Consider the following 14,848-nt stretch of genomic DNA (forward strand, 5'->3'; position numbering starts at 1 on the left):
CGAAGCCTGGAAAACGCCTGGATCCCCACGCTTTCCCGGCCCGTGCCGCCCGTTCCTCCACAGCGGCGATGCCGCATCGGCGACCGGCATCGGATTCGCCTGTGGAGAGCCGCCTCGGCGTGTCGTCGGCGTGTCGTCGGCCGGGCCGCGCATGACGTAGCGTTTACAGGTGGCCGGCTACCGGGAACTCCTGCGCACTCCCGGGGTCGCCCGTATCATCGCCGCCCAGCTGACGGCACGATTCCCCAACGGGATGATCAGTCTCGTCATCCTGCTGCACATCGAGGGGATCACCGGTTCCTACGGCGCGGCGGGCGTCGTGCTGGCGGCGGTCTCGATCGGACAGGCCCTCGCCGGTCCCGTCACCAGCCGCTGGATGGGCCGCTGGGGCATGCGGCGGGTACTCACACTGACGACCGCGGTCTGCGCGGCATCCCTCTCCGCAATCGCGTTCCTCGTCGTCCCGGTGCCCGTCTACATCGTGCTCGGATTCCTCGCCGGCGCCTCGACCCCGCCGATCGTCGCCGCGGTGCGCACCATCTACGCCAAGATGGTGAACTCGACGCAGCTGACCGCGCTCTACTCGCTGGACGCGTCGCTGCAGGAGGTCATCTGGATCCTCGCCCCGGTGCTCATCACCTTCGTCGCCACGCAGGCCGGCACCGTCGTCGGGCTGGTGCTGGTCGTGGTGATCCTGGTGTCGGGCGGCACGTGGTTCATCCTCTCCCCCGAGGTCGGACGCGTCCGGATCCCGCGCAGCAAGAGGTCGTTCGGCACGGTGCTCACGCGCCCGGCGATCCTCATCGCCACGGTGATCGGCTTCCTCCTCATCGGCTCGTTCGCCGCCGTGGAAGCCGCCGTGGTCGCGACCTTCGATCACGGCGGACTCCAGGCGGGACTGGTGCTGGCGGTCTTCTCGGTCGGCAGCCTGATCGGCGGCTTCGCGTTCGGCCACCTGCCGATGGGGTCCTGGGCGATGGCCCGGCGGCTGACGGTGGTGACGCTCGGGCTCGCCCTGACGGCGCTGTGGCTGAACGTGTGGTGGATCGGAGCCACGCTCTTCGTCGCGGGCATCGGCATCGCTCCGGCGCTCGCCGTGCTCTCGGCGGTCACGACGGCGAGCGTGAAGTTCAGCGACACGGCCGAGGCGTTCGGGTGGGTCGGCACCGGGCAGCTCATCGGCGCGGCGGTGGGCTCGGCGGTGGCGGGGTTCCTCATCGACGGCCCCGGCGGCGTGGCTGCGGCCTACATCGCCGCGGCGGCGTTCTGCGGCCTCGCGCTCACGGTCGCCATCGCCTTCGTCCGTGGCCTCCCCGATCTGCGCGTGCGGGGCGCGAGCCCGATCCCCGACACCGAGCCGGTCAGCACGATCGGCTGACGTCCAGCCTGCGCACCGGCCGCGTCCGCCCTTCCGTCACGTCGGAGGGCTGACGTCACGCGAGACGGCCCAGAAGCTCCAGGACCGCGAGCGCGTAGGCGTCGGCGGGTTCGGGATGCTCGAACACCCGCCGCTCCCCGCCCAGCACGATCTCCACCTCGTGCGTGTCCGGAAGGCGCCGGAGCGCGCGGAAGGCCCCGCGCAGGAGTTCGCGCAGCTGGTGCTCGTGCGGCAGCCACAGCGCGTCCTCGAGGGCGACGGAGTCCAGCGCCCACTCCGTGGTGCCGTTGAAGGCGAGCAGCTTGCCGGTGGCGTACTCCCTCGGCTCGATCGTCATCTCGCTGACGGTGAAGACGTCGGCCTCGAACTCCGGCTCGTTCAGCTGGAACCGGTCGCCGGAACGCGGATGCCAGATGAGGCCGGCATCGCGCAGCGCCACCGCCAGTTCGGTCGAGATCACCAGTCCATTGTGCGCGTGCCGGGCGTCAGGCGGCGACCGCAGACACCGGGCGGGGCTGCTCCGGGCCCGTCTCGGCGCTCGGTGCGTCCGGCGCTTCGCCGTTCCACTCCAGCACGATCCCCCGGCCCGACATCGCCTCGTCGGCGAGCGTGCGGAGGTACTCGCGATCCAGGCTGTCCGGCTCGGGACCGTCGAAGACGAAGCGGAGCGGGATCGAAGGCTGCATCCACACCGAGGTGCGGCCCTGCGCCGGGTCCTCGCCGTTCGGCCACGTGAGCATGAACGACTCCCCGCGACGCAGCTTGGTCGCCGCCAGCACCTTGATGTGCGCCAGCACATGGTCGGGAATCTCGGCGGGACGGGCCTCTGCTCCGTAGTACAGCTGTGCCATCTCTCAATCCTCCTCACGCCGTCGGTGGCATACAGTCCACCATCTGTCAACACCAGTGAATATGTATCACAGCCGTTGTGTAATTCACTAGACGTCATAACCGCCAAGTGAGTATGCTACGGAGACAAAATGACGATGATCGAACGCGTCGCAGGGCGCATCCGGGAAGATCGCTCGATCGCGACCTGGCACGAAGTCGACAGCGGCTTCTGGGTGGGGAACGCCTCCGGCGGATTCCTCGGCTCCATCGAGCGTCTGGGGCGCGCGCGGTACCTCGCGCGCGACGAGTTCAGTCGGCCCCTGGGCGAGTACGTCGGGCTGAGCTACGCGCGGGACGCCGTCGTCGAGCGCCATACGTGACTCGAGCACCGGGGAGGCCCCATGCCGCAGAATGTGATCCGCCACGAGAGCGAGCATCTCTACGCCGCGCAGCCGCGCTCCGCTGCCGGTCAGCGACTGAGCGCGGCGATCCTGCAGCTGCGCGCCGCCGAGCGCCGCCAGTCCGACCGGGCGCTGCGGGCCTCCGGCCTCTCGAGCCTGGACCTCACAGCACTGCGCCTGCTGGTCCAGGGTGTGCGCGACCACCGCGATCTCGGCCCCAAGGACCTCATCACGATGCTCGACACGTCCAGCGCCACAGTGACGAACGTGGTGGAACGCCTCGTGGGACGCGGCTTCGTCACGCGCGTCCAGCACCCGCGCGACCGGCGGGCCCACTTCCTGGTCCCGACGCCCGACGGCGTGCAGCGGGTGGACGAGGTGTTCGCCGCCCACCACTCGGCCATCGTGAAGGTCATCGACGACCTCCCCGACGACGAGTCCGAATGCGCGGCGACCGTCCTCGGCAAGATCGCCGACGCGCTCGAGCAGGTTCGCTGAGTTCGGCTCGTCCGCCGTGCGCCCGCGCTCCTAGGCTGGGCGCATGCCCACTCCCGTGACGCTGCCCCGCCTCTCGTGGGGTCACCACGCGGCCGAGCGCCGCGCCCTCCTCATCCACGGCCTCGGCTCGAACGGCGCGCTGATGTGGCGCTACGGCGTCGCCCTCGCCGACGCGGGATGGCGGGCCGATGCCGTCGACCTGCGCGGTCACGGATCGGCGCCGCGCGTCCTCGACTACACGCTCCCCGCCTACGCGGCCGACGTCGTCGTCGCCCGCGCCGGCGACCGCCCATGGGATCTCGTCATCGGTCACTCGCTCGGCGGCGCGGCGGCCGTGCTCGCCGCCGCGTCCGACCCCGGCTGGACGCGGCAGCTGGTGCTCATCGACCCGGCGATCGCACTGACCGATCGCGACCGCGGCATCGTCCGCGACAGCCAGACCCGCGCCTTCGACGACCCGTCCCAGGCCGCCGTGCGCGCGGAGCACCCCGACTGGCACCCGCAGGACATCGAGCTGAAGGCGCTGTCGGCGCAGCAGGCGAGCCGGTGGGCGGTGGAGCAGACCAGCGCGCAGAACACGCGCTGGGATGTGACCGAGGCGGCTCTGCGCATCGAGGTGCCGACCCACGTCATCGCCTCGGACCCCCGTGTGTACTCGATCTTCCGCGGCAAGCCCGCCGAGGCGGCGGTCGCGGCGAACCGGCACTTCACGGTCTCGGTGGTGGCGGGCGCCGGCCACTCACCCCATCGGGACCTGCCGGAGGCGACGATGGCGGCGCTGCGGGCCGTGATCGGCTGACGCGCCCGCGGACGCGCATCCTCGCGGAAGAATGACGGGATGGCCCCCTTCGATCCCCGCGACATCCTCGACGACGATCTGCTCGAGCGCATCCGCTCGCGCGCTGCGGTGCACGACCGTGAGAACACCTTCCCCCACGACGATCTCGCCGACCTGAAGGACGCCGGGTACCTGTCGATCCTCGTCCCCCGCGAGCTCGGCGGGGCGGGACTCGGCCTGGGCGAGGCATCCGTCCTCCAGCAGCGCCTCGCCGGGGCGGCGCCCGCGACGGCACTCGCGGTGAACATGCACCTCGTCTGGACCGGCGTGGCGAAGGTGCTCGCCGACCGCGGCGTGGACGCCCTGCGCTTCGTGCAGGAGGGAGCGGTGGCCGGCGAGGTGTTCGCGTTCGGGATCAGCGAGGCCGGGAACGACCTCGTGCTGTTCGGCAGCGCGACGGATGCCGCACCCCTCCCCGACGGCGGCTACGCGTTCACCGGCACGAAGATCTTCACCTCGCTCGCACCCGTGTGGACGCAGCTTGGCCTGCACGGCCTGGACACCTCGACGGAGAACGCGCCGCAGATGGTGTACGCATTCGTGCCCCGCTCGGAGGTGCAGACCGGCCGGGTGGTGGTGCGCGACGACTGGGACACGCTGGGCATGCGGGGCACGCAGTCGCGCACGACGGTGCTCCGCGACGCGGTGGCCCCGGCCGACCGGGTGGTGCGCACGCTGCCCCCGGGGCCGAACGCGGATCCGCTCGTCTTCGGCATCTTCAGCGTGTTCGAGCTGCTGCTGGCCTCGGTGTACACCGGCATCGCCCGCCGTGCGCTGGACCTCGCGGTCGACGCCGCGAACCGGCGCACCTCGAAGCGCACCGGCAAGCCGTACAGTCAGGACCCCGACATCCGCCGGCGCATCGCCGACATGGCACTGGCCTACGACGCCCTGCCGCCGCAGCTCGAGTCGCTCGCTCGCGACGTCGACACGCTCGTCGACCACGGACCGCGCTGGTTCTCGCTGCTGGCCGGCGTCAAGCACCGCGCGGTGACGTCCGCGAAGGCGATCGTCGACGACGCCGTGCTCGTGGCGGGCGGCTCGTCGTACTTCGCGGGCCACGAGCTCAGCCGGCTGTACCGCGATGTGCTCGCCGGGCTCTTCCATCCGTCCGACCCCGAGTCCGCGCACTCGGCCGTCGCGACGGCGTGGCTGGGCCCGACCGAGGACTGAGCGAGAGCAGCCGGTCGGCCGCCGTGTACCTCGTCGGGGACGCTGCCGCAACCACCGACGCGTATCGCGCTCGCGTCACCGGGCGCGTGCGAGGATGACCCCATGGCGAGGACCCCGACCCATCTGCTGAGCCCCGCCGACCAGGAGCGGCGGCGCGGCCTGCGCACCATGAAGGGCGTCGCCCTCGGCGCGCTGGTCTTCATGGCGGTGCTGTTCGCATTCTCCTTCGCGTTCCAGCAGGACGTGCCCGCGCTCGCCTACGTCCGGGCCGCCGCCGAGGGCGGCATGGTCGGGGCGCTGGCCGACTGGTTCGCTGTCACCGCCCTGTTCCGCCATCCCCTCGGGATCCCCATCCCGCACACCGCGATCATCCCCAGCCGCAAGGACGAGATCGGCCAGACGCTCGGCGAGTTCGTCGAGACGGAGTTCCTGCGCGCCGACGTGGTGCGCGCCAAGCTCGAGCAGACGGCGATCTCGGCGCGCCTCGGCGAGTGGCTGAGCGAGCCCGCGCATGCCGAGCGCGTGGCGGCAGAGGCATCCGTCATGGCCGCCAGCGTGGTGCGCGCGCTCAGCGACGAGGACGTCGGCGACCTGCTCGAGGAGCTGGCCCGCGAACACCTCATCGCGCCCGAGTGGGGGCCTCCGCTGGGCGGGTGGCTCGGCCGGATCATCGAGGCGGGCGGCCATCACGCGGCGGTCGACCTCGCCGCGGACACGGTCGCGGCGTGGCTGGCGGCCAATCGCGCCGCCTTCGGCGGGCTCGTCTCGCGCCGCCTTCCGTCGTGGGTGCCGTCGGTCGCGCACCGGTTCGTCGACGACACGGTGTACAACGAGGCGGTGAAGCTGACAGCGGCCGTCCGCGCCGACCCGCAGCATCCCGCGCGCGTCGCCATCGACGGCTACCTCGCGCGGCTCGCCGAGAACCTGCAGCACGACCCCGCGACGATCGGGCGCTTCGAAGACGCCAAGCTCGCGGTGTTCGACAGCCCGCGCGTGCGCGAGCTCGCCTCCGAGGCGTGGACCACGGCGAAGGCGGGGCTGCTGGACTCCCTCGCCGACGCCGACAGCGGGCTGCGTCGCCGGGCGGCGGAGGCGCTCGGCGAGATCGGCGTGCGACTGACGACGGATGCCACGCTCCAGCGCCGCGTCGACGTGTGGGTGACCGACGCCGCCGTGTTCCTCGTCGACCGGTACCGCCATGACATCGCCTCGATCATCACCGACACGGTCGAGCGGTGGGACCCCGCCGAGACCACCGAGAAGATCGAGCTCATGGTGGGCCGCGACCTGCAGTACATCCGGCTCAACGGAACCATCGTGGGATCGCTCGCCGGGCTCGCGATCTTCTCGATCGCGCACGCGCTGCTGGGCTGAGGCGCCGCCACGGCCGCGCCGGGCGTCGGCGGATCCGCCGTGTAAACACTCGATGACAGATCCGCCGTGACGGCTGCGCAACGGGTTGGATGGAGGCGTGTCCGACGACCTGCCCAGCCAGCTCCTCTTCACCTACGGCACCCTGCGGCATCCCGACGTGCAGCTCGACACGTTCGGCAGGCTGCTCGACGGCGACGACGACGCGCTGCCGGGCTACACGGTCGACTACGCCGAGATCGCGGACCCGCGGGTCGTGGACCTGTCGGGTCTGACGGTGCACCCGATCGTGCGCGAGACCGGCAATCCCCTCGACAAGGTCGTGGGGCGGGTGCTGCGCGTCACCGACGACGAGATCGACGCGGCCGACGAGTACGAGGTGGCGCTGTACCGGAGGATCTCGGTCGTGCTGGCCAGCGGCCGGTCCGCCTGGGTCTACGTCGGCATCTGACCGGAGCCGGCGGATCGGCGGCGGTTCCCGCGATGCGTGCGGGGGCTGCGCCCGCGCCCGACCGCCCGGTAGCGTCGGAGCGTGACGCTTCCGCATGACGTCCTGTGGCCGCGCGCGGGTGCGTGGCCGCCGATCGACGAGGGCGACTGGGATGCCGCGCTCCTCGGCGTCCCGGCCTTCCGCACGTCGCTGTCCCCCACCGGCGCGCATGCGACCCCCGCCGCGATCCGGGAGGCGCTGCGCCGCTACAGCCCCACCCTGCTCGGACCGCCGCCGGTCGACCTGGACGACCGCCTGCGCATCGCGGACGTCGGCGACATCGACGAGCCCGACGGGCAGGCCGGCGAGGCATCCGTCCGGCTGGCGGTGGCCGCCCTGCGGGAGCGCGCCGACCTCGTGATCGCGCTCGGGGGCGACAACTCGATCACCTACGCGGTGGCGCAGGGCGCGGATGCCGCGGGACTCATCACGATCGACGCGCACTTCGACCTCCGCGACGGCGTCTCGAACGGCTCGCCGGTGCGCCGGCTCGTCGAGGACGGCCTCGACCCGCGCCGCGTCGTGCAGCTCGGGATCGCCGACTTCGCGAACTCGGTCGCCTACGCGCGGCGCGCCGCCGACCTCGGCATCACCGTCGTCACGATGGACGACCTCCGCCGCCGCGGCACGGCCGACGTCGTCTCGGAGGCGCTCCGGGTCGCCGGCGCGGGCGGTGGGCCGGTCCACCTCGACATCGACGTGGACGTGTGCGACCGGTCGGTGGCACCGGGGTGCCCGGCCTCGGTCCCCGGCGGGCTCGCCGCCTGGGAGCTGCGCACCCTCGTGCGCGCCGTCGCCGCGGACGCCCGCGTGCACAGCGCCGACATCGCCGAGGTCGACGCGACGGCAGACGCCCCCGACGGTCGCACCGTGCGGCTGGCGGCGCTGTGCGTCCTGGAGCTCCTCGCGGGGAAGGCGGTCGGGCCATGATCCGTCTGGCGCTGGTGCGGCACGCGAAATCCGACTGGGGCGACCCGGAGCTGGACGATCACGACCGCCCGCTGAACGACCGCGGCCGGAGGGATGCCCCGCGCATGGCCCGCGGGCTCGCGGAGTCCGGATTCCGGCCCGACATCATCCTGTCCAGCACCGCGGTGCGCGCCCGCAGCACGGCGCGCGCGTTCGCCGAGGCGCTGGACGTCCGCGTCTCGCTCGATCCCGAGCTCTACGGAGCCCCGGCCGGCGTGCTGCTGGCGACGGCGGCCGGCAGCCGCGGCAGGTCGGTGCTCGTCGTGGCGCACGACCCCGGGATGAGCGTGCTGGCCGGACGCCTGTCCGGCGACGCCATCGGCCACATGCCCACCTGCGCCGTGGCGACCTTCACGTGGTACGCGGACGATTGGGACGTCGCGTCGTCGCTCGACCCCGACGAGTGGACCTTCGACACGCCCCGCTGAGATCGTCGGCGACCGGAGCCGCCCGGCCCTGCCCGAGCGACTCCGGCCCGTCACGCGACGGTCCGGCCGCCCACCCATGCGGTGTGGACGAGCGGGACGCCGGGCCGATAGGCCAGGTGCACGCGCGTCGGCGCGTCGAGCATCACCAGATCGGCGCGCATGCCGGGTGCGAGCGCGCCGACGTCGTCGCGCCGGAGCGCTCGTGCCCCGCCCGCCGTCGCCGCCCACAGCGCCTCGGCGGGTGTCATCCCCATCTCGCGCACCGCGAGCGCGATCATGAGCGGCATCGAGCTGGTGAAGCTCGAGCCGGGGTTGCAGTCGCTGGCGAGGGCGACGGTGACGCCGGCGTCGATCAGGCGGCGCGCATCGGGGTACGGCTGGCGGGTCGAGAACTCCACCCCCGGCAGGAGCGTGGCCACGGTCCGGGAGCCGGCCAGTGCCGCCACGTCGGCGTCGTCGAGGTAGGTGCAGTGGTCGACGGATGCCGCGCCCGCCGCCACCGCGATGCGCACGCCCTCGCCGGGGCCGAGCTGGTTGCCGTGCACCCGGGGGGCGAGCCCCTGGGCCACCCCCGCGGCGAGGATCCGACGCGACTGGTCCGGCGTGAACGCGCCGCGCTCGCAGAAGACGTCGATCCAGCGGCTGTGCGGGGCGCACGCCCGCAGCATCTCGCCGCACACCAGCTCGACGTAGTCGTCGGGCCGCTCGGCGTACTCGGCCGGCACCACGTGGGCGCCGAGGAACGTGACCTCCGGCGTCACCTCGGCCGCGAGCCGGGCGAGGCGCTCCTCGTCGGCGACCGTGAGCCCGTACCCCGTCTTGACCTCGAACGTCGTCGTGCCCTGGGCGTGCAGCTCGGCCACGAACGCGCGCAGTCGCGCGCGGAGCACCTCGTCACCGGCGGCGCGGGTCGCGGCGACCGTGCGCCGTATGCCGCCCGCCGCATACGGCGTGCCCGTCATCCGCGCCTCGAACTCGTCCGCGCGGTCCCCGGCGAACACCAGATGCGTGTGGCTGTCGACGAACCCCGGGATGAGCGCTCGGCCGCCGGCGTCGATCACCTCGGCATCCCCGGCGCTCGGGGCCTCCGCGCCCGGGCCGACCCACGCGACGCGGTCCCCCTCGATCAGCAGTGCGGAGTCGTGCAGCGTGCCGCACGGATCCCCGTCCCGCTCGACGTTCGTCGTCAGCTCGCCGATGTTCGTGAGCAGCATCGTGGTCACGGCATCCGTCCGTCCTCCTGCTCGCCGGCAGGCTCACGCATCGAGCATCGGCACCTTCAGGCCACGCTCACGGGCGACCTCCTTGGCGCGGTCGTACCCCGCGTCGACGTGGCGCATGACCCCGGTGCCGGGATCGTTGGTGAGCACGCGCTCGAGCTTCTCGGCGGCGAGCGCCGTGCCGTCGGCGACCGTGACCTGGCCGGCATGGATGCTGCGACCGATGCCGACGCCGCCGCCGTGGTGGATCGACACCCACGCCGCGCCGCTGGCCGTGTTGAGCAGCGCGTTCAGCAGGGGCCAGTCGGCGATCGCGTCGGAGCCGTCGGCCATCGCCTCCGTCTCGCGGTACGGGGAGGCGACGGAGCCCGCGTCGAGGTGGTCCCGGCCGATCACGATCGGGCCCGACAGCTCACCCGACGCCACCATCTCGTTGAACCTCAGCCCGGCGAGGTGGCGCTCCTGGTATCCCAGCCAGCAGATGCGCGCGGGCAGCCCCTCGAAGTGCACCGCGTCCCCGGCCTTCTCGAGCCAGCGGACGAGGCCGGCGTTGTCGGGGAACAGCTCCGCCACCGCGCGGTCGGTCTTGCGGATGTCCTCCGGGTCGCCCGAGAGCGCGACCCAGCGGAAAGGACCGCGACCCTCGGCGAACTGCGGCCTGATGTAGGCAGGCACGAAGCCGGGGAACGCGAAGGCGCGGTCGAAGCCGCCCAGCTGCGCCTCGGCGCGGATCGAGTTGCCGTAGTCGAAGACCTCGGCGCCGGCATCCTGGAATCCCACCATCGCCGCGACGTGCTTGGCCATGCTGCCGCGGGCGCGGGCGGTGAAGCCCTCGGGATCGCGGGATGCCTCGGCCTTCCAGTCCTCGAATGCGATGCCGACCGGCAGGTAGGCCAGCGGGTCGTGGGCGCTCGTCTGGTCGGTGACGATGTCGACGGCGACCTCGCCGGCGCGGTGGCGGAGCAGCATGTCGCCGAAGACCTCGGCGGCGTTGCCGACCACTCCGACCGACAGCGCGCGGCCCGCCTCCTTGGCGGCCACCACGCGGGCGACGGCCGCGTCGAGATCGGTCGTGTACTCGTCGAGGTAGCCGTGCTCGACGCGCCGGGCCAGCCGCGACTCGTCCACGTCGACGATGAGCACCGCTCCCCCGTTGAGCGTCACGGCGAGCGGCTGCGCGCCGCCCATGCCGCCCGCGCCGCCGGTGAGGGTCAGCGTGCCCGACAGGTCGTCACGGCCCATGGACCGCGCCACCGCGGCGAACGTCTCGTAGGTGCCCTGCAGGATGCCCTGCGTGCCGATGTAGATCCACGAGCCGGCGGTCATCTGTCCGTACATCGTGAGCCCGAGCGCCTCGAGGCGGCGGAACTCGGGCCACGTCGCCCAGTCGCCGACGAGGTTCGAGTTCGCGATCAGGACGCGGGGCGCCCATTCGTGCGTCCGGAAGACGCCGACGGGCTTGCCCGACTGCACGAGCAGCGTCTCGTCGGGCTCCAGCTCGTCGAGCGTGCGCACGATCGCGTCAAAGGCCTCCCACGAGCGCGCCGCACGGCCGGTTCCGCCGTACACCACGAGATCCTCGGGGTGCTCGGCGACCTCCGGGTCGAGGTTGTTCATGAGCATGCGCTTGGCGGCTTCCGCGCCCCAGCTCTTCGCGGTGCGCTCCGCACCGCGGGGTGCGCGCACTGGCGGGTGCGCGGTGGCCGCGTGCGTGTCGATCGTGGTCATGAGTCGATTCCACACACCGGCCGCGCTCCGGACAACACCCTGCTCCGGCGGCCTGTCTGGCATGACAGACATGCTGGCGCGGCCATCGGTCGGGATCAGCGGGCCGCGTGCGCGAACGCCGCCGTCGCGACCGCCCCCGACGCGACGAGATCGGTCACGGCCTCGATGTCGGGCGAGAGGAACCGGTCGGGTCCCGGGCCGCCGACGACGGTGCGCACCACGTCTCGCACGGCGGCGGTCGCCGCCGCGGGCTCCAGGGGCGCCCGCAGATCGAGAGCCCGGGACGCCGTGAGCACCTCCACCGCCAGGACCCGCGACAGCCCGTCGATCGCGCGGCGGAGCTTCCGGCCGGCCGCCCAGCCCATCGAGACGTGATCCTCCTGCATCGCCGACGACGGGATCGAGTCGACGGATGCCGGCACCGCGAGCCGCTTGAGCTCCGAGACGATGCCCGCCGCGGCGTACTGCGCGATCATGAGCCCGGAGTCCACGCCCACCTCATGCGCGAGGAACGGGGGCAGGCCGTTGCTGCGGGCCGGGTCCAGCGCCCGATCGATGCGCCGCTCGGCGATGGACGCGACATCCGCGACGGCGATCGCCAGGAAGTCCAGCACGTACGCCACCGGCGCGCCGTGGAAGTTGCCGTTGGACTCGACGCGGCCGTCGTCGGTGATCACCGGGTTGTCCACTGCGGCCGAGAGCTCGCGCGCGGCGATCAGCTGCGCGTGGTCGGCCGTGTCGCGGGCGGCGCCGTGCACCTGCGGCGAGCAGCGCAGCGAGTAGGCGTCCTGCACGCGCGTGCAGACGGCCGGGTCGCGGTGCGATGCGACGATCGGCGAGCCGGTCAGCACCGCACGCAGGTTCGCCGCCGACACCGCTTGGCCTGCCTGCGGGCGCAGCGCCTGCAGGTCGGCCGCGAAGACCGCGTCCGTCCCGAGCTGCGACTCCACCGACATGGCAGCGGCGACGTCGGCCGTGTCGAGCAGGACCGAGAGGTCGTGGAGGGCGAGCAGCAGCATCCCGAGCATGCCGTCGGTGCCGTTGATGAGCGCAAGGCCCTCCTTCTCGCGCAGGACGAGCGGGGCGATGGATGCCGCCGCGAGCGCCTCGGCGGCGTCGGCCGCCGTCCCGTCGGCGGTGCGCACGCGTCCCTCGCCCATCGCGGCGAGGGCGACGTGCGACAGCGGCGCGAGATCGCCGGAGCACCCGAGGGATCCGTATTCGCGCACGATCGGCGTGATGCCGGCGTTGAGCATGGCGGCATACGTCTCGACGACCACCGGCCGGACGCCGGTCCGGCCGGTCGCGAGGGTCTGCAGCCGCAGCAGCATCAGCGCGCGGACGACCTCGCGCTCGACCTCGGGCCCGGTGCCCGCGGCGTGGGAGCGGATGAGGCTGGCCTGCAGCTGCATCCGCCGCTCGGGGGCGATGAAGGTCGTCGCCAGCGCACCGAATCCGGTGGAGATGCCGTAGTGCGGCTCGGGGTCGTCGGCGAGGCCCTCGACGAGAGCCCTGGTCGCCGCGACGCGCTCCAGCGCTCCGGGATCGATCTCCACGCGGGCGTCGTGCCGCGCCACCGCGGCGACGTGCTCCCGGGTCAGCGGTGCGGCGCCGACGGTGACCAGCTGCTCGGTCGTAACGGTCATGGTTCGATTGCACACCCCGGGTGTTCCCCGGCACGGCGGGCCGTGGCATCCTGTGTCTGTCATGGCAGACATCCCCGCTCTCCCGCCCGGCCGTCCGCAGGTGCCGGCGGCGGATCAGACCCTGCGGATCCTGTCGTTCCTCGCACGTCAGCGCGGACCGGTGCCCGCACGCACGGTCGCCACGGGGCTCGGGATCCCCCGGTCGAGCGTGTACCACCTGCTCGCGACGCTGCACGAGCATCAGTTCGTCGTGCATCTCCCGGAGGAGCAGCGCTGGGGACTCGGGATCGCCGCGTTCGAGCTCGCCGGCGGGTACTCCCGGCAGCAGCCGCTCGCGCGCCTGGGCCGTCCCGTCCTGGCCGACCTCGTGGATCGAGCCGGCGAGAGCGCCCACCTCGCGGTGATGCACGGGCGGGACGTGCTCTACATCGTCGAGGAGCGGGCGTCCCGACGGCCGGCGCTCGTCACCGACGTCGGCGTGCGCCTGCCCGCGCACCTGACGGCGACCGGGCGCGCGATGCTGGCGGCGCTTCCCCGGGAGCAGGTGCGCGCCCTGTTCCCGGACGCCGCGTCCTTCTCGGACCGCACGGGTCGGGGTCCGGGCCGGCCCGGCGAGCTGCGGGAGCTGCTGAGAGAGGTGCGGTCGCGGGGCTGGGCCTTCGAGGACGGCGAGGTGACCCTCGGGCTCGCCTCGGTCGGGGTCGCCGTCCTCGACCACGTCGGCTGGCCGATCGCGGCGATCGCGGTGACCTACCCGGCCGACGGCGAGCGGGACCCGGCCGCCGTCGCAGCACTGCTGGCCCCCGCGGCCCGGGAGCTCGAGCGCCGCATCCGGGGCACGAGGCCCGCGCCGCTATGACGCGTCCTCGCGTTGCCGCACGATCAGCTCGGGCTCGATGAGGCGGTGCCAGGCGCCGTCGTGCGTCTCGGTGTCGGCGACCAGCAGGTCGAGCACGGCGTCGGCCACTCGCTCGGGCCGCTGCTCGACGCTCGAGAGCTCGAGCGCCTCGGCGACCGGGGTGTTGTCGAATCCGACCACCAGCATGTCGGGGTGCCCGCCGTGCGATGCTGCGAGGTGTGCACCGACGGCGAGGGTGTCGCTCGCGCACACGATGGCGTCGACGGCGCCGGCGGCCAGCCCCTGCTCCGCCACCGCGCGCGCCGCCGACACCGTGTCCACCGCCGTCCATCGGAGGGCCTGAAGATCTTCGCCGCGGCCCATCGCCTCGCGCCAGCCGCGCTCGCGGTCATCGCCGGTCCCCGACCCGCTCGGCCACCCGAGGAACGCCACCCGCGGACCGTGGGTCAGCGCGTGCACGGTGGCGGCACGGGTTCCCGTGGCACCGTCGACGTCGACCCAGGGCCGCTCGGGGTTCCCCATCGCGGCGCCCTCGCCGGGCTCGCCCCACGGACGGCCGAAGGCGACGAACGGGATGCCGTGCTCGGCGAGCCAGTCGGCGCGGGGATCGCCCGCGTAGGTGCCGGTCAGCACGATGCGGTCGATCTCTCCCCCTTCGCGGAGCTGGCGCACGCGCCTCAGCTCCTCCTCGGCGTCGTCGGCCGCGTACACGAGGATGCGAAGCCCGCGCGGAGTGGCCCGCTCGGTGAGGGCGTGGATGAACCGGTCGAGCACGATGCCCGAGATACCACCCGCATACGGGTCGAGGTGAATGCCGATCGTCGCACTGCGCTGGGTGCGAAGCCGTCGAGCGGCCATCGACGGCGCGTAGCCCAATCGGGTGATCGCGGCACGGACGCGCTCCCGCGTCGCCTCCCGCACGATCTCCGGCGTGTTCAGGACATTAGACACGGTCTGCCGCGACACCCCGGCCGCTCGAGCGACGTCCTCGACCGTCGGCGACTTCGCCATCGCACCT

The 14,848-nt window shown here is 73.0% G+C and carries 16 protein-coding genes; 10 read left to right on the top strand and 6 right to left on the bottom strand.

Annotated elements, in window-relative coordinates:
• Window positions 1–169: 169 nt before the first annotated feature.
• On the top strand, window positions 170–1,378 hold the full coding sequence (locus ACFRAL_RS08310; RefSeq protein ID WP_336396541.1) for an MFS transporter: 1,209 nt from the start codon (window positions 170–172) through the stop codon (window positions 1,376–1,378).
• Window positions 1,379–1,433: 55 nt separating this feature from the next.
• Here the strand turns inward: ACFRAL_RS08310 and ACFRAL_RS08315 are convergent, their stop codons facing one another.
• Together ACFRAL_RS08315 and ACFRAL_RS08320 are read right to left on the bottom strand one after the other, a co-directional pair.
• Window positions 1,434–1,838: a pilus assembly protein CpaE gene (locus ACFRAL_RS08315; RefSeq protein ID WP_336396542.1), complete on the bottom strand. Its 405-nt coding sequence runs from the start codon at window positions 1,836–1,838 to the stop codon at window positions 1,434–1,436.
• A 25-nt stretch (window positions 1,839–1,863) separates the two neighbouring features.
• Entirely contained in the window at window positions 1,864–2,229 is a 366-nt protein-coding gene (locus ACFRAL_RS08320) for a hypothetical protein (protein ID WP_336396543.1), read from the bottom strand.
• Between the two features lie 129 nt (window positions 2,230–2,358).
• Here ACFRAL_RS08320 and ACFRAL_RS08325 point away from each other — a divergent pair, with 129 nt between their 5' ends.
• From ACFRAL_RS08325 to ACFRAL_RS08360, 8 genes are all read left to right on the top strand, one after another.
• Window positions 2,359–2,589 carry a hypothetical protein gene (locus ACFRAL_RS08325; RefSeq protein WP_378881641.1) on the top strand — a complete coding sequence of 77 codons (231 nt, stop codon included), beginning with the start codon at window positions 2,359–2,361 and terminating at the stop codon, window positions 2,587–2,589.
• 21 nt (window positions 2,590–2,610) lie between these two features.
• Complete coding sequence (locus ACFRAL_RS08330; RefSeq protein ID WP_336396545.1) at window positions 2,611–3,108, top strand: MarR family transcriptional regulator; 498 nt, start codon at window positions 2,611–2,613, stop codon at window positions 3,106–3,108.
• 43 nt (window positions 3,109–3,151) lie between these two features.
• Window positions 3,152–3,907 (top strand): alpha/beta hydrolase, encoded by a 756-nt coding sequence (locus tag ACFRAL_RS08335; RefSeq protein ID WP_336396546.1) that lies wholly within the window; start codon window positions 3,152–3,154, stop codon window positions 3,905–3,907.
• Between the two features lie 39 nt (window positions 3,908–3,946).
• Window positions 3,947–5,119, top strand: a complete 1,173-nt coding sequence (locus ACFRAL_RS08340) for an acyl-CoA dehydrogenase family protein (RefSeq protein WP_378881645.1) — start codon at window positions 3,947–3,949, stop codon at window positions 5,117–5,119.
• A gap of 102 nt (window positions 5,120–5,221) precedes the next feature.
• Window positions 5,222–6,493 carry a DUF445 domain-containing protein gene (locus ACFRAL_RS08345; protein ID WP_336396548.1) on the top strand — a complete coding sequence of 424 codons (1,272 nt, stop codon included), beginning with the start codon at window positions 5,222–5,224 and terminating at the stop codon, window positions 6,491–6,493.
• Between the two features lie 97 nt (window positions 6,494–6,590).
• Window positions 6,591–6,941, top strand: coding sequence for a gamma-glutamylcyclotransferase family protein (locus ACFRAL_RS08350; RefSeq protein ID WP_378881647.1), 351 nt, complete (start codon window positions 6,591–6,593; stop codon window positions 6,939–6,941).
• Window positions 6,942–7,022: 81 nt separating this feature from the next.
• Window positions 7,023–7,910 (top strand): agmatinase family protein, encoded by an 888-nt coding sequence (locus ACFRAL_RS08355; protein ID WP_378881649.1) that lies wholly within the window; start codon window positions 7,023–7,025, stop codon window positions 7,908–7,910.
• The gene (locus tag ACFRAL_RS08360; RefSeq protein ID WP_336396551.1) at window positions 7,907–8,377 is read left to right on the top strand and encodes a histidine phosphatase family protein; all 471 of its coding nucleotides are present in this window, start codon (window positions 7,907–7,909) and stop codon (window positions 8,375–8,377) included. Before ACFRAL_RS08355 ends, ACFRAL_RS08360 begins: the two co-directional genes overlap by 4 nt.
• A 50-nt stretch (window positions 8,378–8,427) precedes the next feature.
• Here ACFRAL_RS08360 and hutI read toward each other — a convergent pair whose 3' ends face one another.
• The 3 genes from hutI to hutH form a co-directional block, all read right to left on the bottom strand.
• Window positions 8,428–9,600: an imidazolonepropionase gene (hutI, locus tag ACFRAL_RS08365; protein ID WP_378881651.1), complete on the bottom strand. Its 1,173-nt coding sequence runs from the start codon at window positions 9,598–9,600 to the stop codon at window positions 8,428–8,430.
• 33 nt (window positions 9,601–9,633) lie between these two features.
• A complete protein-coding gene (hutU, locus tag ACFRAL_RS08370) occupies window positions 9,634–11,325 on the bottom strand; it encodes a urocanate hydratase (protein ID WP_378881653.1) in 1,692 nt (563 codons plus the stop codon).
• 95 nt (window positions 11,326–11,420) lie between these two features.
• Entirely contained in the window at window positions 11,421–12,971 is a 1,551-nt protein-coding gene (gene hutH, locus ACFRAL_RS08375) for a histidine ammonia-lyase (RefSeq protein ID WP_378881656.1), read from the bottom strand.
• Between the two features lie 61 nt (window positions 12,972–13,032).
• Between hutH and ACFRAL_RS08380 the strand changes: the two genes are divergently transcribed.
• A complete protein-coding gene (locus ACFRAL_RS08380) occupies window positions 13,033–13,830 on the top strand; it encodes an IclR family transcriptional regulator (protein ID WP_378881658.1) in 798 nt (265 codons plus the stop codon).
• On the opposite strand, the gene ACFRAL_RS08385 is transcribed toward ACFRAL_RS08380, so the two are convergent.
• A complete protein-coding gene (locus ACFRAL_RS08385) occupies window positions 13,825–14,841 on the bottom strand; it encodes a LacI family DNA-binding transcriptional regulator (RefSeq protein ID WP_378881661.1) in 1,017 nt (338 codons plus the stop codon). The two genes, ACFRAL_RS08380 and ACFRAL_RS08385, sit on opposite strands and share 6 nt — an antisense overlap.
• Window positions 14,842–14,848 lie beyond the last annotated feature (7 nt).

Source organism: Microbacterium sp. NPDC056736 (assembly GCF_042790415.1).
In the GTDB taxonomy this organism is placed as follows: domain Bacteria; phylum Actinomycetota; class Actinomycetes; order Actinomycetales; family Microbacteriaceae; genus Microbacterium.

What these genes read in the sequence shown, in the direction of transcription:
- ACFRAL_RS08320 (WP_336396543.1), bottom strand. Translation starts at nt 2,229, where the DNA reads ATGGCACAGCTGTACTACGGAGCAGAGGCCCGTCCCGCCGAGATTCCC.
- ACFRAL_RS08325 (WP_378881641.1), top strand. Translation starts at nt 2,359, where the DNA reads ATGACGATGATCGAACGCGTCGCAGGGCGCATCCGGGAAGATCGCTCG.
- ACFRAL_RS08330 (WP_336396545.1), top strand. Translation starts at nt 2,611, where the DNA reads ATGCCGCAGAATGTGATCCGCCACGAGAGCGAGCATCTCTACGCCGCG.
- ACFRAL_RS08335 (WP_336396546.1), top strand. Translation starts at nt 3,152, where the DNA reads ATGCCCACTCCCGTGACGCTGCCCCGCCTCTCGTGGGGTCACCACGCG.
- ACFRAL_RS08340 (WP_378881645.1), top strand. Translation starts at nt 3,947, where the DNA reads ATGGCCCCCTTCGATCCCCGCGACATCCTCGACGACGATCTGCTCGAG.
- ACFRAL_RS08345 (WP_336396548.1), top strand. Translation starts at nt 5,222, where the DNA reads ATGGCGAGGACCCCGACCCATCTGCTGAGCCCCGCCGACCAGGAGCGG.
- ACFRAL_RS08360 (WP_336396551.1), top strand. Translation starts at nt 7,907, where the DNA reads ATGATCCGTCTGGCGCTGGTGCGGCACGCGAAATCCGACTGGGGCGAC.
- hutU (WP_378881653.1), bottom strand. Translation starts at nt 11,325, where the DNA reads ATGACCACGATCGACACGCACGCGGCCACCGCGCACCCGCCAGTGCGC.
- hutH (WP_378881656.1), bottom strand. Translation starts at nt 12,971, where the DNA reads ATGACCGTTACGACCGAGCAGCTGGTCACCGTCGGCGCCGCACCGCTG.
- ACFRAL_RS08380 (WP_378881658.1), top strand. Translation starts at nt 13,033, where the DNA reads ATGGCAGACATCCCCGCTCTCCCGCCCGGCCGTCCGCAGGTGCCGGCG.
- ACFRAL_RS08385 (WP_378881661.1), bottom strand. Translation starts at nt 14,841, where the DNA reads ATGGCGAAGTCGCCGACGGTCGAGGACGTCGCTCGAGCGGCCGGGGTG.